General features: G+C 62.1%; 14 protein-coding genes. 8 read left to right on the top strand and 6 right to left on the bottom strand.

Features of this window, described 5'->3' with window-relative positions; genetic code table 11:
* Nucleotides 1–17: 17 nt before the first annotated feature.
* Complete coding sequence (locus SB822_RS08005) at nt 18–3,140, top strand: EAL domain-containing protein (RefSeq protein ID WP_090835953.1); 3,123 nt, start codon at nt 18–20, stop codon at nt 3,138–3,140.
* Nucleotides 3,141–3,213: 73 nt separating this feature from the next.
* Here SB822_RS08005 and SB822_RS08000 read toward each other — a convergent pair whose 3' ends face one another.
* Nucleotides 3,214–3,609, bottom strand: a complete 396-nt coding sequence (locus tag SB822_RS08000; RefSeq protein ID WP_007579793.1) for an acyl-CoA thioesterase — start codon at nt 3,607–3,609, stop codon at nt 3,214–3,216.
* A 268-nt stretch (nt 3,610–3,877) separates the two neighbouring features.
* Here SB822_RS08000 and SB822_RS07995 point away from each other — a divergent pair, with 268 nt between their 5' ends.
* Nucleotides 3,878–5,761, top strand: a complete 1,884-nt coding sequence (locus SB822_RS07995; protein WP_090835954.1) for an ABCB family ABC transporter ATP-binding protein/permease — start codon at nt 3,878–3,880, stop codon at nt 5,759–5,761.
* A gap of 800 nt (nt 5,762–6,561) precedes the next feature.
* Here the strand turns inward: SB822_RS07995 and murU are convergent.
* Together murU and SB822_RS07985 are read right to left on the bottom strand one after the other, a co-directional pair.
* The gene (murU, locus tag SB822_RS07990) at nt 6,562–7,251 is read right to left on the bottom strand and encodes an N-acetylmuramate alpha-1-phosphate uridylyltransferase MurU (RefSeq protein ID WP_090835998.1); all 690 of its coding nucleotides are present in this window, start codon (nt 7,249–7,251) and stop codon (nt 6,562–6,564) included.
* 24 nt (nt 7,252–7,275) lie between these two features.
* Nucleotides 7,276–8,352 (bottom strand): aminoglycoside phosphotransferase family protein, encoded by a 1,077-nt coding sequence (locus SB822_RS07985; protein ID WP_086915858.1) that lies wholly within the window; start codon nt 8,350–8,352, stop codon nt 7,276–7,278.
* Between the two features lie 226 nt (nt 8,353–8,578).
* Between SB822_RS07985 and SB822_RS07980 the strand changes: the two genes are divergently transcribed.
* From SB822_RS07980 to gloA, 6 genes are all read left to right on the top strand, one after another.
* Complete coding sequence (locus SB822_RS07980; RefSeq protein WP_086915859.1) at nt 8,579–10,948, top strand: LPS-assembly protein LptD; 2,370 nt, start codon at nt 8,579–8,581, stop codon at nt 10,946–10,948.
* A gap of 115 nt (nt 10,949–11,063) precedes the next feature.
* Nucleotides 11,064–12,443 carry a peptidylprolyl isomerase gene (locus SB822_RS07975; RefSeq protein WP_007745139.1) on the top strand — a complete coding sequence of 460 codons (1,380 nt, stop codon included), beginning with the start codon at nt 11,064–11,066 and terminating at the stop codon, nt 12,441–12,443.
* A 13-nt stretch (nt 12,444–12,456) separates the two neighbouring features.
* Nucleotides 12,457–13,458, top strand: a complete 1,002-nt coding sequence (pdxA, locus tag SB822_RS07970; protein WP_007582674.1) for a 4-hydroxythreonine-4-phosphate dehydrogenase PdxA — start codon at nt 12,457–12,459, stop codon at nt 13,456–13,458.
* A 20-nt stretch (nt 13,459–13,478) separates the two neighbouring features.
* The gene (gene rsmA, locus SB822_RS07965) at nt 13,479–14,309 is read left to right on the top strand and encodes a 16S rRNA (adenine(1518)-N(6)/adenine(1519)-N(6))-dimethyltransferase RsmA (RefSeq protein ID WP_090835955.1); all 831 of its coding nucleotides are present in this window, start codon (nt 13,479–13,481) and stop codon (nt 14,307–14,309) included.
* A gap of 217 nt (nt 14,310–14,526) precedes the next feature.
* A complete protein-coding gene (locus SB822_RS07960) occupies nt 14,527–15,654 on the top strand; it encodes a porin (protein ID WP_090835956.1) in 1,128 nt (375 codons plus the stop codon).
* Nucleotides 15,655–15,768: 114 nt separating this feature from the next.
* Complete coding sequence (gloA, locus tag SB822_RS07955; protein ID WP_090835957.1) at nt 15,769–16,155, top strand: lactoylglutathione lyase; 387 nt, start codon at nt 15,769–15,771, stop codon at nt 16,153–16,155.
* A gap of 805 nt (nt 16,156–16,960) precedes the next feature.
* Here the strand turns inward: gloA and SB822_RS07950 are convergent.
* Genes SB822_RS07950 through gmhB form a run of 3 tightly spaced genes read right to left on the bottom strand, consistent with a single transcriptional unit; the run spans nt 16,961 to nt 19,233 of the window.
* On the bottom strand, nt 16,961–17,818 hold the full coding sequence (locus SB822_RS07950) for a M48 family metallopeptidase (RefSeq protein WP_007746535.1): 858 nt from the start codon (nt 17,816–17,818) through the stop codon (nt 16,961–16,963).
* A gap of 60 nt (nt 17,819–17,878) precedes the next feature.
* Nucleotides 17,879–18,637, bottom strand: coding sequence for a lysophospholipid acyltransferase family protein (locus SB822_RS07945; protein WP_007746534.1), 759 nt, complete (start codon nt 18,635–18,637; stop codon nt 17,879–17,881).
* 38 nt (nt 18,638–18,675) lie between these two features.
* The gene (gmhB, locus tag SB822_RS07940; protein ID WP_007746533.1) at nt 18,676–19,233 is read right to left on the bottom strand and encodes a D-glycero-beta-D-manno-heptose 1,7-bisphosphate 7-phosphatase; all 558 of its coding nucleotides are present in this window, start codon (nt 19,231–19,233) and stop codon (nt 18,676–18,678) included.
* Between the last annotated feature and the right edge of the window lie 5 nt (nt 19,234–19,238).

Here is a 19,238-nt window from a genome sequence, read left to right as displayed (position 1 = left end):
AACGACGTTCGGAACCTATGATCTCTTTTCTATCGAAGCGGCTGCTGATCAATCTGGCGGTCGTCGCCGCGGCGGTCGGCGCGAACGCCTTCGTCGCGTACACGCAGATTTGCGGACAGCGCGACGCCGATGCGCGCACGGTCCGCTCGACGGCTATCCGCCAGAATCTGGAAGCCTATCGCGCGACGCTCGAAGACGGCCTCGGCGTGCTCGGCCGTTACGAGGCATCGGCCACGCCGGCGCCCGCCGAGGCGGCGGCAGGGATGTCCGCGTCGCTTGCGAAGATCGACAGGGCGCTGCGCGAGCAACTGGCGAACCAGCCAAACGTCGCTGGCGCGCTCGCGCAGCTCACGTCCGACGGCACGCGGCTTCAGCAGGACATCGCGCTTGCGCTCGCCAAAACCACCGCGCCGGAGCAGGACGGCTCACGCGCATGGGCTGCGCAGACTTATACGCGTCTTGGGATGGAAGTCGACGGGCTCGAAGCGCGGATGGACCAGTTGCGCGTGCAGGAAGACCTGTCGCTGAAGGCGGCACTCGACGCATCGATGCGCGATTCTCGCTACGCGATGCTGTTCCTGATCGTGACGATGCTCGCGGGCAGCGGGCTGCTGATCTACACGTTCGGCGCGCGGGAAAATGTCGCGCGCGAAAAGCTGCGCATCGCGAAAGCGCTGCATCGGCACGACGAGCGTTTTCGCGGGCTGTTCGAGCAGCATCCCGTGCCGATGTACATCTTCGACCGCGACACGCTGCGCTTTCTCGCCGTCAACACGGCGGCCGAGCAGCAATACGGCTACTCGGAGAGCGAATTTCTGGCGATGACCGTGCGCGCGATCCGCCCGCACGCAGAGGTCGCGCGGCTCGAATCGCACTTGCAGCGCAGCGACGTGGCGCCGGGCGGCCCGCGCACGATGGCGGGCATCTGGCATCACCGGCGCAAGGACGGCTCGCAGATCAGCGCCGACATCTCGTATCACGCGATGACTTTCATGGGCCGGCCCGCACTGTTCGTGCTCGCCGACGACGTCACCGAGCAGATCAACGCCGAAGCCGAAGCGCAGCGTTCGAACCAGATGCTGGAAACGGTGATCGACAACATCCCGCAGCGCATTTTCTGGAAGGACAAGGAGTTGCGCTATCTCGGCTGCAACATGGCGTTCGCGCGCGACGCGGGCCTCGCCTACCCGGAGCAGGTGATCGGCAAGCGCGACGAGGACATGCCGTGGCGCGCATTCGCCGACGAGCTTAGCCGCCAGGATACCGAGGTGATGGCCTCCGGCGTTCCGAAGATGAACTACGAAACCGATATGGTGATCGACGGCGTGCATCGCACGACGGTGACCAGCAAGCTGCCGTTCACCGACAGCGACGGCCGCGTGATCGGCGTGCTCGGTTCGTACACCGATATCACCGAGCGCAAGCGCGCAGACCTCGCGCTGCGCCTGCAAAGCCGCGCGCTCGATGCGAGCGTCAACGCCATTCTGATCACCGCACCTTCGAAGGAAGGCAATCTGATCGAGTACGTGAACCCGGCGTTCAAGCGCATCACGGGCTACGATCCGCAGGAAGTGATCGGCCAGGACTGCCGCCTGCTGCAGCGTGACGACCGCGATCAGGAAGGCATTGCCGCGATCCGGCAGGCGTTGTCGGCGAATCGCGAAGTGAGCGCGGTGCTGCGCAACTATCGCAAGGACGGCGCGCTGTTCTGGAATCAGCTGTATATCGCGCCCGTGCCCGACGCCGACGGCCAGACCACGCACCACATCGCCGTCATCAACGACGTGACGGCGTTGATCCGCTATCAGGAACAGCTCGAATATCAGGCGAACTACGACAGCCTCACGCGCCTGCCGAACCGCAATCTGCTGCGCGACCGGCTGCAGCATGCGCTGATCGTCGCGCAGCGGCATCACAAGGGCGTGGCTGTCGTGTTCATCGATCTCGACGGCTTCAAGAATGTCAACGACAGCTTGGGGCATAGCGTCGGCGACCGGCTGCTGTCGGTGGTGGCGGACCGTCTCGCGCGTTGCGCGCGGGCCAGCGACACGGTCGCGCGTCACGGCGGCGACGAGTTCGTGATCGTGATGACGGATACCGTCGACGAGCAGTCGCTGATCGCGTGGATGGAGCGCGTGCGGGCGTCGATCTCGGAGCCGGTGTGGCTCGACGGCACGGAGCTGTATGTCGGCTGCAGCATGGGCGCGAGTCTGTTCCCGCAGGACGGCGACGACGCAGAGACGCTGATGAAGAAGGCCGATCTCGCTATGTACCGGGCGAAGGACATGGGCCGCAACACGTTCCAGTTCTATCAGCCGGAGATGAACGTGTCGGCGGGCGCGCGGCTGAACCTGGAGCGGCGTCTGCGCCGCGCGCTGCGCGACAACGAGTTTCTGCTGCATTACCAGCCGCAGGTCGATATCGAAACGGGGCAGGTGGTCGGCATGGAAGCGCTGGTGCGCTGGAGCGACCCGGAAGTCGGCCTGATTCCGCCGTCGCAGTTCATTCCCGTCGCCGAGGAAAGCGGACTGATCGGGCCGCTGTCGGAATGGGTGCTGCGCGAAGCGTGCCGTCAGAACAAGGCGTGGCAGGACGAAGGCTTGCCGCCCGCGCGCGTGTCGGTGAATCTGTCGGCGCGGCAGTTCCAGCAGCGCGATATCGCGAAGCTCGTGATGCAGGTACTGGAGGAAACGGGCCTCGATCCGCAGTATCTGGAGCTTGAGTTGACCGAGAGCACCATCATGCGCAACGCGGAAGAGGCCGTGTCGATGCTCAACGAACTGCACGCGCTCGGCATCGGTCTTGCGATCGACGACTTCGGCACGGGGTATTCGAGCCTCAGCTATCTGAAGCGCTTCCCGGTGGACCGGCTGAAGATCGACAGGTCGTTCGTGTCGGATATCGGCGAATCGTCGGACGACGAGACGATCACGTCGGCGATCATCGCGCTCGCGCACTCGCTGAATCTGCAGGTGATTGCGGAAGGCGTGGAGACGTCGACGCAGCTCGACTTCCTCAAGGAGCGCGCGTGCGATGAGATGCAGGGCTATTTCTTCGCGAAGCCGCTGCCCCACGATGCGATTCCCGGCATGCTGCAGCGGGGCGCCGAGAACGCGGCGATGATCGCGGCGAACGCCTGATCGTCAGGCTTTCAGGGGAGCATTCAAGGCCGCGCGCTACGTGGGCGCGGCCTGCCGGAATCAGTCCGGCAACTCAGTCCAGTTCCGGCAGCGCGCGCGGGCGGCGGTCGCTGTCCGTCGCGACATAGGTGAGGGTCGCTTCCGTCACCTTCACTGTTTCTTCCGAGAGGCTCATGCGCTGCGCGTAGACCTCGACGGCGACCGTGACCGACGTGTTGCCCGTCTTCACGATATCCGCGTAAAAGCTCAGCAGATCGCCGACGAACACCGGCTGCTTGAACACGAACGAATTGACGGCGATGGTCGCAACGCGGCCATTCGCGCGGCGGCTTGCGGGAATCGAGCCGGCGATATCGACTTGCGCCATGATCCAGCCGCCGAACACATCGCCATGGACGTTCGCATCCGACGGTTGCGGGACGACGCGCAGCGCGCACGGTTTCTGCGGGAGGTTGAGAGTCTGGGTCATCGGGGCATCCATGAATTCAGTTGGGTCGGCAGGGATGGCGCTCGCGACGACGGCATGACCGGGAAGACCAGTGTCAGCGCGGCGAAAGCGGCGCCAGCCGGCTTCTGCGACAATGTTGCTAGATCAGGAATTGTACGGGAAAGCGCACGTTGGCACTTATTGCTGGTGTGTCGCGTTCGGGATGCCGTTTTGTTCGTCGAACGCACTTGCCCGTCACATTCCCCACGAGTCACGCGTCAAGCGTGCAGGCTTTCCCCACAACATAACTATGCGTCGCTCTTCCGCTTCGTCCGAACCGTCGCCGATTTCGAATCTGCCGCGCAACGACTGGCAAACTATCGTCTCGCTGCTGCCGTACCTCGCGACCTACAAGTGGCGCGTCGTGTTCGCGCTCAGCTGCCTGATCGGCGCGAAGGTTGCCAATCTGGGCGTGCCGATCGTGATGAAGCGCATCGTCGACAGTCTGGCTTCCGTGCAGCACCTGACGGCGCTCGGCCGCGCGACGAACGCGCCGGCCATTGTGCTGCTGGGCGGCGTGGGGCTGATGGTGGTCGCGTATGCCGTCGTGCGTCTGTCGACGTCGCTTTTCACCGAGCTGCGCGAAATTCTCTTTTCGAAGGTGACGGAAAGCGCGGTGCGGCAACTGGCGCTGAAAGTGTTCCGACATCTGCATGCGCTGTCGCTGCGTTTTCATCTCGAGCGGCAGACGGGCGGCATGTCGCGCGATATCGAACGCGGCACGCGCGGCATCACGCAACTGATCTCGTATTCGCTTTACAGCATTCTGCCGACGCTCGTCGAAGTCGGTCTCGTGCTCGGCTTCTTCGTCGTCAAATACGAGGCGTACTACGCGATCGTCACGTTCATCGCGCTGGCCGCGTACATCACGTTCACGGTGAAGGTGACCGAGTGGCGCACGCATTTTCGCCGGACGATGAACGAGCTCGATTCGAAGGCGAACTCGCGCGCCATCGATTCGCTGCTGAACTACGAAACGGTCAAGTACTTCAACAACGAGGAATGGGAAGCGCAGCGTTACGACGAGAACCTGAAGCGCTATCGTGCGGCGGCGATCAAGTCGCAGAACTCGCTGTCGGCGCTGAACTTCGGGCAGCAGGCGATCATCGGTACGGGGCTCGTATTTATCCTGTGGCGTGCGACGCAGGGTGTGATGGCGGGGCGGCTCACGCTTGGCGATCTCGTGCTAATCAACACGTTCATGTTGCAGTTGTATATTCCGCTGAATTTTCTTGGTGTTGTGTATCGGGAACTGAAGCAGAGCCTTACCGATATGGACCGCATGTTCACGCTGCTTGGCGCGGCGCGCGAAGTGCCCGATGCACCCGATGCGTTGCCGCTCGTCGTGAGCGGCGCGCAGGTGAGCTTCGAGCATGTGAACTTTGCCTACGAGCCTGCACGTCCGATCCTGCATGACGTGAGTTTCACGATTGCAGCGGGCACGACCACGGCTGTGGTTGGCCATAGCGGCTCGGGCAAATCTACGCTCGCGCGGCTGCTGTTTCGCTTCTATGATCTGGATCGCGCGACGGGCGGTGCGATTCGCATCGATGGGCAGGATATTCGCGATGTAACGCAGGATTCGCTGCGGGCGTCGATCGGCATCGTGCCGCAGGATACTGTGTTGTTCAACGACACGATCTATTACAACATCGCGTATGGCCGGCCTTCGGCGACGCGCGACGAAGTGATCGCGGCGGCGCGCGCGGCGCATATTCATGAGTTCATCGAGAGTTTGCCCAAAGGGTATGACACGCCTGTTGGCGAGCGTGGGTTGAAGCTTTCTGGTGGTGAGAAGCAGCGTGTTGCGATTGCGCGGACCGTGTTGAAGAATCCGCCCGTGCTGCTGTTTGATGAAGCAACTTCGGCGCTTGACTCACGGTCAGAGCGTGCTATCCAGCACGAGTTGGATTTGATTGCTCGCGAGCGGACGACTTTGATTATTGCGCATCGGTTGTCGACGGTTGTGCATGCGGAGCAGATTATCGTGATGGATAAGGGGCGCATCGTCGAGCGCGGGACTTTTGGGGAACTGCTTCTCGTTGGTGGGTTGTTTGCGCAGATGTGGGCCTTGCAGCAGGAGCGTGCTGCGCACGCGGAAGAGGTTTTGGATTTGCCTGGAGATGGGGCGTGAGTTTTTTTGTCTGCGACGCTGGGTGGTTTGCTTGTTTTTTCGCTGGCATCCGCGATTGCGTTAGCGTGCTTCAAGCGTCGCCCCTGTGCGGGGCGGCACCTACTTTTCTTTGCCGCCGCAAAGAAAAGTAGGCAAAAGAAAGCGGCTAACACCGCTAATTCTTGGTCCTGCCTGAGGGCCCCCACAGGGTGTTACACTTCACACGGCAATCACGTGACCCACGCTCGTTGCCAGCGCTCTGAATCAGCGCCTCACCCGCTTCACGCACCCACAATCCAGTATGCCGGGCCAGACAGTCCACCGCCGCCCAGGTGGCAAACTGTGTGTCGGCTTCCTGTGCTTCGCACGCCTCACTTCGAACCGATTGCGCATGCGCCCCACCCTGTAAGAGCGCTAACGTGTACGACGCGACAACCTGCACACGGTTTGCCACCTGGGCGGCACATACCGTTCGCTGCCGCTGGCCCGTGCAGAAGCATTCGAAGCGGGTGAGGCATTCATTCAAAGCGTTGGCAACAAGCACGAACAGAAAAGCTGCCGTGTGAAGCGTGGGGACGCTGGGGGCCCGTGGGTGAAAGTCAAGTGTTGGCGGTGTTAGCCGCTTTCTTTTGCCTACTTTTCTTTGCGGCGGCAAAGAAAAGTAGGTGCCGCCCCGCACAGGGGCGACGCATGAAGCGCGAAGGCAAAACGCGGATGCCAGCAAAACCACAAGCAAACCAAACCGCTTGCGCAGCAAACACCACATCGCGAATGCCAGCGCAAAAGCAAAAACAACCACTCAGCGTCGCAGACAAAAAAACCTACACCTTCAACAATTCATCAAGCGCCTCAAGTTGCGCCGGAGTCCCAACGTTCTCCCACAACCCGTCATACAGCGCCCCAGTAGCGCGCCCCTGCGCAATAGTCTCGCGATAAAACGGCGTAAGCGCGCGCCGCGTCCCAACCGGGAGATCGCGAAACATCCGGGTGTCATAGAGCCCGATGCTACCGAACGTATACCGTGGCGAGCCCTCAAGCGCCAACAGCCCATCGCCGCCGAGGACAAAATCCCCCTCAGGATGAAACGAAGGATTCGGCACCATCACGAGATGCATCCCCGGCAAATCCGCAGCAGCAAGACGGGCACCCGCCGCGAGCAGCGTCGAATAATCAAAATCCGCGTACACATCACCAGCAACAGCCACGAACACCTCAGGCGTGCCTGAGTCCTCCAGCAGCGGCAACGCCTTGGCAATCCCACCCGCCGTTTCAAGCGCTTCATGCTCGGCGGAATAACGCAACTCGACACCAAACCGCGAACCATCGCCCAACGCATCCTCAATCTGCGCGCCGAGCCAGGCATGATTAACGACAATCGTCGTAAACCCCGCGTCTGCCAGCCGCTCGATCTGCCATTCAATCAGCGCCTTGCCGCCCACCTTCAACAGCGGCTTCGGACACGTGTCCGTCAGCGGCCGCATCCGGTCGCCGCGCCCGGCGGCGAAGATCATCGCTTTGTTCAAGTTCTTCACCCGTCAGAACGTATAGCCGACGTCGACGGCGCGGCCTTCGAGGTCATCGAGCAGCCTGGCGAACGGCACGAGCGGCCGGTAACGCTCGCATACCTTGCGCGCATAGCCGATGAAACGCGGCAGATCCGCCATGTAATGCGGCTTGCTATCGCGATAGTTGATCCGGCAGAACAGGCCGAGCACCTTGATATGCCGCTGCAGGCCCATCCATTCGACCTGTCGATAGAACTCGCCGAAGTCGGCATCGACGGGCAACCCTGCCTTTTTCGCGCGCTCCCAGTAGTACACGAAGCAGTCCAGCTCGAACTCTTCGTCCCAACCGATGAACGCATCGCGCAGCAGCGACGCAACGTCATATGTGATCGGGCCGTACACCGCGTCCTGAAAGTCGAGCACGCCGGGATTCGGGCTGGCGATCATCAGATTGCGCGGCATGAAATCGCGCAGCATGAAAACCTGCGGCTGCGCCCGCGCGCTCGCGACCAGCAGCGCGAAGGTGCGATCGAGCACGCCGCGCGTGTTCTTATCCACTTCCTGCCCGAGATGCCGGCCGATGAACCATTCCGGCATCAGCTCCATCTCGCGGCGCAGGAAGGCTTCGTCGAAGGCCGGCAGTACGTCTTCGCGCGAGGCTAGCTGCCAGCGGATCAGCGCATCAAGCGCATCGCGCATCAGTGTTTTGGCTTCGGCGGGACTGCTCTGTTGCAGCGTCGACAGATACGACTGCGTGCCGAGATCGGTGACGAGCATGAAGCCCGCGTCGAGATCCACTTCCAGCACGCGCGGCACGTGCACGCCCGCGTCGGCCAGCAAACCCGCCACCTGCACGAATTCACGGCATTTTTCGGGCGGCGGCGCGTCGACGGCGATCACCGTCGCGCCGCCGGCAACAAGCTCGGCGCCGCTGCCCGCGAGGCGGAAGTAGCGGCGAAAGCTTGCATCGGCGGAAGCGGGCTTCAGCGTGGCGAGGTCAAGGCTGTAGCGACCGGCGTGGGTTTGCAGCCAGGCGCCAAGAAGCTCGAGCCGGGCGTCCGCCGTCGAAGAAGCGGATGTAAGGGAAGATACGAGGGGAAGCGTCATGAAAAGCCGGGGACAAAATCGGGGTGGGCAACGTCTTGCCATATAATACCCCACGACTTTTTTGACGCGACTCGCGTCAGTTCTCGCGCATCTCGTTGGATCGCCCGCCTTACCGCTGCATGAATCGTCAATAGTTGTGCATTCGATGCCCGATTGCACAGGCGGCAACTCGTGACTGATGACCGGGCAAATGAACTGACAGCAGGGCCGATACGCCAAACGATACATGCCGCCTAGACAGCTTTTCCGAACCACTTCCTCCTCTGACGCCCTGCCGCGCAGAAGGCGGCTCGCAGCGGCGCTGGTCGCCGTTCCGGGTCTGCTGCCCGCGCTCTCGCATGCGCAGCTGGCGGGAGAGGCGGCGCAGGCGCAGCCGATAGACGCGCCGTGGGGCCTGCGGCTGGCTCCGCAACTCGAAGAACATTCGACACCTAATGGCCAGAGCCCCGCCACCTTCGTGCTGGGCGACTCGACGACGGGCACGGCTGACCAGGACATCGCGGCCAAGGGTGCCGCGGAAGTCCGCCGCACCAACTCGGCGCTGAAAGCCGACGCGCTTCATTACGATCAGGATACGGACATGGCCGATGCTTACGGCAATGTCCATCTGTCGGGCAACGGCGCCACGTTCTCGGGCCCGGAAGCGCACATGAAGATCGAGTCGAGCGAAGGCTTCATGACCACGCCCAAATATCACTTCACGGTGACGGGCGGTTCGGGCAGTGCCGAGCGCGTCGATCTGCTGGACAACGAGCGCTCGGTGTTCACGCGCGGCACCTACACGGCGTGCCAGTGCGCGGAAGATCCGGCATGGTACATCAAGGGCAGTGAGTTCGATTTCGACACGGGCGCCGACGACGGCGTCGCGCACAACGGCGTGCTGTTCTTCCAGGGCGTCCCCGTGTTCGCGAGCCCGTGGCTGTCGTTCCCGCTGTCGGGCGCGCGGCGCAGCGGCCTGTTGCCGCCGACGGCGTCGCTCAGTTCGACCAATGGTTTCGAGCTGGCGCTGCCGTACTACTTCAACATTGCGCCAAACCGCGACCTGACGGTGACGCCGCGCATCCTGTCGAAGCGCGGCGTGCAGTTGCAGGCGAACTTCCGCTATCTGTCGCCGACCTATAGCGGCTCGATCACGGGTGAGTATCTGCCCGACGACAAGATTACCCACACGAACCGGTATGCGCTGTATATCCAGCACAACCAGAATTTCGGTTCGGGATTCGGCGGGTACATCTACTACAACAAGGTCTCGGACAACACCTATCCGGAAGACCTGTCGTCGTCGACGAACCAGTTCCTGAACGGCACGCAGCTGCTGTACCAGCAGGAAGCGGGTCTCACGTACAACAACGGGCCGTGGTCCGTGCTCGCGCGCGAGCAGCACTGGCAGACGCTTTCGCCGTCCACCGCGCCTTACGGCCGCGAGCCGCAGTTGAACGTGAAGTACGCGAAGTACAACGTCGGTGGCTTCGACTTCGGCGCGGAAGCGGACTACACGCGCTTTCGCATCACGACGGCGGACGCGACGGAAGGCGATCGCGTCGTCTTCAATCCGTACCTGTCGTACTCCGTCATCGGTCCGGGTTACTTCGTCACGCCGAAGGTGCAATGGCACTTCGCGTCGTATGACCTGAGCAACATCGGCACGGGCTCGCCCGCGAACCAGCCGAAGAACTTCACGGAGTCGATACCGACCTTCTCGTTCGACACCGGCCTGATCTTCGACCGCTCGGTGCGCCTGTTCGGGCAGGATTTCATCCAGACGCTCGAACCGCGTCTGTACTACGTCTACACGCCGTATCGCAACCAGAACTTCGCGCCGCTGTTCGATACCGCTGAGTCGGACTTCGGCCTCGCGGAAATCTTCACGCCGAATACGTTCGTCGGTAACGACCGTATCGCCGATGCGAACCGTGTGACGGCCGCCCTCACCACGCGGTTCCTGAACCCGGCGACGGGCGACGAGCGAGCGCGCTTCGTGATCGCGCAGCAGTACTATTTCCGCGATCAGCGCGTCACGCTGAACCAGACGCCGCAGTCTTCGGAACAGGCGACGCATTCGGACCTGATTCTCGGCGCGTCGCTGAAGCTCGGGGCGGGTTTCGCCTCGGAAACGGCGTTCCAATATAATGCGGACAACAACCAGCTGGTCAAGACCAGCGTCGGCTTCGGGTACAGCCCGGCAGCAGGCAAGGTCATCAACGTGGGCTACCGTTACACGCGCGCCAACACGACGCTGGACAACCAGCCGATCAACCAGCTGCTGATCTCGGGCCAATGGCCGCTGATGCACCGTGTGTTCGGCGTAGGACGAATCAACTACGACCTGAAAGGACACCGCGCCGTCGACGCGCTTCTCGGCGTGCAATACGACGCGGATTGCTGGACGCTCGGCGTGGGTTTTCAGCGCTACGCAAACGGGGTGAACACGACGGGCAGCCAGACGTCCGGCACGCGGGTGCTCGCACAGCTGACGTTCAAGGGGCTGTCGAGCGTCGACAACGGGCTGATGTCCGCGTTCCGCGCAAGCGTGGCGGGCTATCAGCCGCCACCGCCGCCGCCGCCGCCCGAATCGCAGTTCAACAACTACGAATGACGGGGTCGCGAATGACGGGGTCACCTATGAGCGAGTCGCGAGTGACAGATCGATGCCGCGTCGTTCGCAGAACAGACAAGACGGGCCGAGCGTGCCCGACATCACTGGAGTATCTGTGGCAATCATGAAAAAGCTTCGCCTGGCAACGTTCGCGACCGGCTTCGCTGCGGCCGCTTCCATTCTGCTGGCAGCGCCTGCGCATGCGCAGGCGCTGGGCGGCAACAACAATGCTCAAACGGTCGATACGATCGCGGCTGTCGTCAACAACGGCGTCATCACGCAGCGCGAGCTGGACATGCGCGTCAGCCTGATCACGAAGCGGCTGACCCAGCAGCACGCGCCGATTCCGCCTGCGGATCAGTTGCGCCAGCAGGTGCTCAACCAGATGGTGCTGGAGCGCATCCAGTTGCAGAGGGCGCGAGAAGACGGCATCAACGTCGACGACGCGCAGGTGCAACGCACGCTCGAACGTCTCGCGCAGGCCAACAACATGCCGCTCGAAATGTATCGCGCGCGTATCGAGGCGCAAGGCGTGCCCTGGTCGACTTTCATGGGCGACGCAAAGACCGAGCTGATCCTGTCGCGTCTGCGCGAGAAGGAAGTGGACAGCAAGGTCACCGTGTCGGACGCGGAAGTGGCGAACTACATCGCGAGCCAGCGTGGGCCGACGGCCGGCCTCACCAGCGATCTGCACCTGGAGCATATCCTCGTGAAGGCGCCGCTCAACGCGTCGCAGACGGATATCGAAGCGGCGCAGACGAAGGCGAATGGGCTGCTGCAGGAAGCATTGAAGGGCGACAACTTCGAGAAGCTCGCGAAGGCCAATTCGCAGGCGGCGGATGCATCGAAGGGTGGCGACCTTGGCTTTCAGTCACCGTCCAAACTGCCGGCTGAATTCGTGACGGCAGCTTCGACGCTGCGTCCGGGCCAGGTCAATCCGTCCGTGATCCGCACCAACGACGGCTTCGAGATCGTGCGTCTCGTCGATCGCCGTTCAGGCCAAGGCGCGGCTTCCGCCGATTCGACCAAGCTCACGCAGACGCACGTGCGCCACATCCTGCTGCGCGTTGGCGACGGCATGTCGGAGCCGCAGGCGCGCCAGAAGCTGCTCGAAATCCGCCAGGAGATCGAAACGGGCCAGGGCGATTTCGACAAGTTTGCGCGCACCTATTCGCAGGACGGCTCGGCGTCGCAAGGCGGCGATCTCGGCTGGATCAGCCCAGGCGAAACGGTGCCCGAGTTCGAACGCGCGATGAACGCGCTGCAGGACAACCAGATCAGCCAGCCCGTGCGAAGCGAATACGGCTATCACCTGATTCAGGTGCTCGGCCGCCGCGAAGCAGAGGGATCGGTCTCGCAGCAGATGGACCTCGCGCGCCAGGCCATCGGCCAGCGCAAGGCGGAACAGGCCTACGCCGACTGGCTGCGTGAACTGCGCGACACCGCGTATGTCGATTACAAGGCGAACCCGACCACTGGTACATCCGCGCAATAACTCTGGAATCGTCATGACCGCTGCCCAGCCCTCGAACGCACCGCTGAACATCGCGATCACCACGGGCGAGCCGGCTGGCGTCGGTCCTGAACTGACGGCACAGGCGCTCGCCGCGGCGGGCGCGCACTGGCCCGACGCGCACTTCACGGTGCTCGGCGACAGCGGCCTGATGACCGACCGTGCGAAGGCTGTCGGGATCGACTGGGCGGTGCAACAGGGCCGCCGCATCGACACGCAACATCACGCGCTCGCCGTGCCCGCGCAGGCCGGCAAGCTCGACGCAAAGAACGGGCCGTACGTGCTGGGCCTGCTCGATGCCGCGATCGATGGCGCGCTCGCGGGCACGTTCGACGCTATCGTCACCGCGCCGCTGCAAAAGAGCACGATCAACGATGCCGGCGTGCCGTTCACCGGTCATACGGAATATCTGGCGGAGCGCACCAACACGCCGCGCGTCGTGATGATGCTGGCGGGCACGGGCGCAAGGCCGCTGCGCGTCGCGCTCGCCACAACGCATCTGCCGCTGAAGGACGTGTCGGCAGCGTTGACGGTCGAGGGCCTCGTCGCCACGCTGCGCATCATCGACCATGACCTGCGGCACCATTTCGGCCTGCCCGCGCCGCGTATTCTCGTCACTGGCCTGAATCCGCATGCGGGTGAAAACGGCTATCTCGGCCGCGAGGAAATCGACGTGATCTCGCCGGCGCTGCAACAGGCGAACGGGCTGGGCATCGACGCGCGCGGCCCGTATCCTGCTGACACGCTGTTCCAGCCGCGTTATCTGAACGAAGCCGATTGCGTGCTGGCGATGTTTCACGATCAGGGCCTGCCCGTTCTGAAATACGCGACGTTCGGCGAAGGCATCAACGTAACGTTGGGCTTGCCGATCATTCGCACGTCTGTCGATCACGGCACGGCGCTCGATCTCGCCGGCACGGGCCGCGCCGATGCGGGCAGCCTGATCGCCGCAATCGACACCGCAGTTTCCATGGCGCGCAACCGTCGCGCCGCATGATTTTTTTGTAGCTTCTATCGATGTCCAACAGTTCAAGCAAACAGCACCAGGGCCATTTCGCGCGCAAGCGCTTCGGACAGAATTTTCTGGTCGACCTGGGCATCATCGATTCGATTGTCGACGTGATCCGTCCGCAACGCGGCGAGCGCATGGTCGAAATCGGACCGGGGCTGGGCGCGCTGACGGAGCCGCTGATCGGGCGTCTCGCGACGCCCGAAGCGCCGCTGCACGCCGTCGAACTGGACCGCGACCTGATCGGGCGTCTGAAGAAGAAGTTCGGCGAGCTACTCGAATTGCATGAAGGCGACGCGCTCGCGTTCGACTTCGGCGCGCTCGCGGCAGCTGGCGAGAAGCCCACGCTGCGAATTGTTGGCAATCTGCCGTACAACATTTCGAGCCCGCTGCTGTTTCATCTCGTCACCTTCGCAGAGCGCGTGATCGATCAGCATTTCATGCTGCAGAACGAAGTGGTCGAGCGGATGGTCGCGGAGCCGGGCACCAAGGCGTTCAGCCGACTGTCGGTGATGTTGCAGTACCGCTATGTGATCGACAAGCTGCTCGACGTGCCGCCCGAATCGTTCCAGCCGCCGCCGAAAGTCGATTCCGCGATCGTCCGCATGATTCCGTACGCGCCGCACGAACTGCCTTCCGTCGATCAAAAGACGCTCGGTGAACTCGTCACGGCGGCGTTCTCGCAGCGTCGCAAGATGTTGCGCAATACGCTGTCCGCATATCGCGATACCGTCGATTTCGAAGCGCTCGGCTTCGATCTGCAACGCCGCGCGGAGGACGTGCCCGTCGCAGAGTATGTATCCGTCGCGCAGGCCGTATCGGCGGCTTCGCCGAAGTAGCCGGAAACGCAGCGAGTCAAGTCACAATTACGACTCGTTGTATCTGCAAAGGCCACTGTAGACAGCCCGCAACACGCGGGCTTTCTTTTATCTTCCCGACTCTTCATACAGATTAATCTTACGCTTGCTTGCGTTCGCCTATTTGCGCGTCAGCGACGCCGCGCCGCTTTAAGACATTCCCACGCACTTACGCATGCAGGATGGATCAGGAGACGGTATGACGAAGGGGAGCAAGAGACTGAGGTTCTGCGCGTGGGCGGCGCTTTCGCCCGCGTTGACGTGCGCGACGGCACACGCGCAATCGAGCGTCACCTTATACGGCATTGTCGACGAAAGCGTCCGCTATATGACGCACGTGAACAAGAACGGTGACTCGAGCGTCGGCCTCGGCAATGGCGGCATGTCGGAGAGCCGCTGGGGCTTGCGCGGCGTCGAGGACCTGGGCGGTGGCTGGTCGACCTTCTTCAAGCTCGAAAACCGTATCTACATCAACAGCGGTCAGAGCGATCCGACGCTGCCGTTTTTCAATGAGGCGCAGGTCGGCGTGCAGTCGTCGTCGTACGGCAAGCTGATCTTTGGGCGGATGCCGAACGTGCTGATCGAAGGCATCACGATTGGTGGCTATGGCAGCAACCCGTGGATTCCTTACGACTTCAGCTTCCAGCCCGAAGTGACGATGTCGGGCGGCATCTGGACGAGCAATCAGGTGCAGTATCAGGCGCGCGCGCATGACGTGTTGTTGTCGGTCGGGTATGCGTTCGGTGGGGTCGCGGGGCACCAGTCGTATGGTTCGCAGTACGGGGCGGCCCTTGCTTATGCGCCTAGTGGCGGGCCTGTGAATCTGGGCGGCGCGTATGAGGAGTCGCGCGATTCCGTCAATGGCAGCGCGGCGAAAGCGTGGACGTTTGGTGCGTCGTACACGTGGAACCAGACGCGCTTCGCGCTCGGCTATATCGTCAATCAGAACGACGCGGGCTTTTCGAATTTCGCGAACGGTCCGTTTACGGCGCCTGTGCTTGCGGCGCTCAAGTACACGGACTTTTCACGGCGTCGGATGATAATGGGCGGTATCACCCAGCAGGTGGGCGCTGCGTGGCATTTCGCAGCGAATGTGTGGCGGACATTGCAGGACGGCAAGACGTCGGCGCAGGATGGCTCTGCGTGGCAGTATCAGATCGTTGCTGACTACAGTTTGTCCAAGCGCACGGATGTCTATGTGGAAGGTGATTACTCGCTGTATCGCGGGGATCTGATTGGCGCGCAATTGCAGGGTGTGAATGGTGTTGGGCTTGCGCAGAAGGGTACGCAGATTGGGCTGATGACAGGGTTGCGGCATCTGTTCTAAAGTTTTGCTTATGGGGCGTGTGGACGCCGCGAGCTTGGGTTTGGCGAGCGCGGCGTTTTCTGTTTTTCTGTACATTTACGCCCTCTACATCCCTACACAATACTGGAGTGCACAATGCGCCTTCTTCACACCATGCTTCGAGTCGGCAATCTCGACCGCTCGATCAAGTTCTATACCGAGTTGCTCGGGATGAAAGTGCTGCGTCGCAATGATTATCCTGAGGGCAAGTTTACGCTTGCGTTTGTTGGGTATGAAGATGAGAAAGATGGCACGGTTATCGAGTTGACTCACAATTGGGATACCGAGTCGTACGATTTGGGTGATGCGTTTGGGCACCTGGCGGTTGAGGTTGATGACGCGTATGCCGCATGCGCCAAGATCAAGGAACAGGGCGGGACGGTTGTGCGGGAGGCAGGGACCATGAAGCACGGTACGACTGTTATCGCGTTTGTCACTGACCCTGACGGGTACAAGATCGAGTTTATTCAGCGGAAGGGTTAAGGGTTTTTTTGTTGTCTGCGACGCTGGTGTGGTTTGCTTGCCTTTGTGCTGGCATCCGCGATTTGCCTTCGTGGTTCAAGCGTCGCCCCTGTGCGGGGCGGCACCTACTTTTCTTTGCCGCCGCAAAGAAAAGTAGGCAAAAGAAAGCGGCTAACACCGCCAATTCTTTTTCTTATCCACGGGCCCCCAACGTCCCCACGCCTCACACGGGAGCGTTCTTGTTTGCGGGCGTTGCCAACGCGCTGAATGAGCGCCTCACCCACTTCAAACGCCCGTACATGAGCTAGCGGCAGCGAATGGTTTCGTCCGCCCAGGTGGCAAACTGTGTGCAGGTTGTCGCGTCGTACAGGGTAGCGCTCTTACAGGGTGGGACGCGTGCGCATTCGGTCCGAAGTGAGGCGTGGGGAGCACTTGGGCCTACACACAGTTTGCCACCTGGGCGGCAGTGGACGATCTGGCTCGGCGTGCAGTAGTGCGGGTGCGTGAAGCGGGTGAGGCGCTCATTCGAAGCGTTGGCAGCGAACATGAGTCACGTGATTGCCGTATGAAGCGTAAGACCCTGTGGCGCCCCTCAGGCAGTAACAAGAACTGGCGGTGTTAGCCGCTTTCTTTTGCCTACTTTTCTTTGCGGCGGCAAAGAAAAGTAGGTGCCGCCCCGCACAGGGGCAACGCGTGAAGCAGGCTAACAAAGCGCGGATGCCAGCGAAACCACATGCAAACCAGAAAGCTGGCGCAGCAAACACCGCCCTCCGGATGCCAGCACAAAGGCAAGCAAACCACACCAGCGTCGCAGACAAACCCCAAATCACAGAGTCGGCAACAACTCCGGCGGATGATGCTTCAACGTCTGCCTAGCCTCCCGAAACTCGGGAAAAATCGACTCAACCGTCTGCCAGAACTTAGGACTATGGTTCATCTCGCGCAAATGCGCGAGTTCATGCGCGACGACGTAGTCAATAACGGACAAAGGAAAGTGAATCAACCGCCAGTTAAGGCGAATCTTTCCATCGCTAGAACAACTACCCCACCGCGTCGCGGCGGAAGAAAGCCCATAAGCCCGATACGAAACCCCGAGCTTCTCGGCATACACGACAAGACGTTCACCGAAAATCCGCTTCGCCTCGTTCTGCAGCCACCCCTGCACGCGATCCTTGATCTGCTGCGGATCAGCCTGCGCCGGCAGCGGCAACGCGAGCATATTCCCCGCCGCATCGTACACAAGCTGACCATTCGCAGCCGCAAGCGTCACACGCACAGTCCGCCCAAGATAGGGCAACTCAGCGCCATCTTTCCAGTCGACGCGCGGCATCACGCGCTGCTCGGTGCGCGTCTGCCACTCAGTGAGTTTGGTGAAAATCCAGCGCTGCTTTTCGGCGATCGCCGTTTCGATATCAGCGAGCGTGACCCACCGCGGCGCGGTGATAGTCAGCCCCGTGCTGTCGATCGCAAACCCGATCGAGCGCCGCGACGAACGCTTCAGCCCGTAATGCAACGTGCGCGCACCAAGCGTGACGCTGCGCAGTTTCGAACCATCGGGAGCGAGGGGAGCAGCGGACTTGGGTTGCGGCGGCGCGGCAGATTTGCCCGGCTCGTCGAAGAGCGGCAGATCGAGTTGCCGGCTATCGAGCGCCGCAGCAGGCTGCGGCTTGGAAGACTTCTGCATCGGACTCACTTCGCGCTGATACGCTGCAACGCGCGCATGTGCGCATTGCAGCGTGGCGCGTCAGATACGGGCGGCGGCGGGCGTGCTTTGCTCGTCGCCATAAGCGGCCGGATCGATACGACGCATCTCGGCCTCGATCCACGTTTCAACGCGCGTGTTCACTTCGTCGGGCGTGAGCCCGGTGGTGTCGATCGGTTTGCCGATCGACACTGTGACTATACCCGGATATTTCATAAACGAGTTGCGCGGCCACACGCGCCCTGCGTTATGCGCGATGGGGACGACGGCCGCGCCCGTCGCAACCGCGAAGCGCGCGCCACCCGTCTTGTACTTGCCCTGCCTGCCCGTCGGCGTGCGCGTGCCTTCCGGGAACATGATGACCCACGCGCCTTCGGACATGCGTCGCGCGCCCTGCCGCGTCACCGATGCAAACGCATTCTTGCCTTCCTTGCGGTCGATCTGAATCATCTTCAGCATGCCGAGCGCCCAGCCGAAGAATGGTACATACAACAACTCGCGCTTGAACACGTAGCAGAGCGGTCGCGGCATCAACGCGGGAAACGCGAGCGTCTCCCACGCGGATTGATGTTTCGACAGCAACACGGTGGGACCGTTCGGCAGGTTTTCCATGCCGCGTATTTCGTAGCGGATGTTGTTCAGCCAGCGCACGACAGCGAGCGTCGTGCGGCACCAGCCGACAGCCATCCAGTAGCGGTTATCGGCGCGCATGAACGGAAACGCGATGAAGCACGCGGTCGCGTAGGGAATCGTGAAGACCGCAAAAAATATCAGCAGCAACAGCGAGCGGATGAAGCGCATCGGCGTGGTCAGTGAGGTGAGGGCGTGCTAGGCACGCATCATTCTTGTTCTTCGGCGAGGAAGTCGAGTGCGAACGCGCGCAGGTCGTTATGCACGACCGTACCTTCGGGAAGGCCGCCTGCTTCGAGCGTCTTCTTGCCCTTACCCGTCAGCACGAGGTGCGGGACGAAACCGAGCGCGGCGCCTGCCTGCAGATCGCGCAACGAATCGCCGACGCAAGGCGTCTCTTCCGGTTCGATCTCGAAGCGCTCCGCGATCATCTTCAGCATGCCGGGCTTCGGCTTGCGGCATTCGCAGTGGTCGTCGGCCGTGTGCGGGCAGAAGAACACGGCGTCGATGCGCCCGCCGACGGCAGCCGCCGCGCGATGCATCTTCAGATGCATCGCGTTGAGCGCGTCCATGTCGAACAGGCCGCGGCCGATACCCGACTGATTCGTCGCAATCGCCACGCGATAGCCGGCCTGATTGAGCCGCGCGATTGCTTCGAGGCTGCCGGGCAACGCGACCCACTCGTCGGGTGTTTTGATGAACGCGTCCGAGTCGGCGTTGATCACGCCGTCCCGGTCGAGCACTACCAGTTTCTTTGCAGTCGCCATGATGC

This window comes from Paraburkholderia sp. SIMBA_054 (genome assembly GCF_046534875.1).
In the GTDB taxonomy this organism is placed as follows: Bacteria; Pseudomonadota; Gammaproteobacteria; order Burkholderiales; family Burkholderiaceae; genus Paraburkholderia; species Paraburkholderia hospita.
The sequence above is the reverse complement of the archived record's forward strand: the minus strand, read 5'-3'. Positions and strand labels throughout refer to the sequence as shown.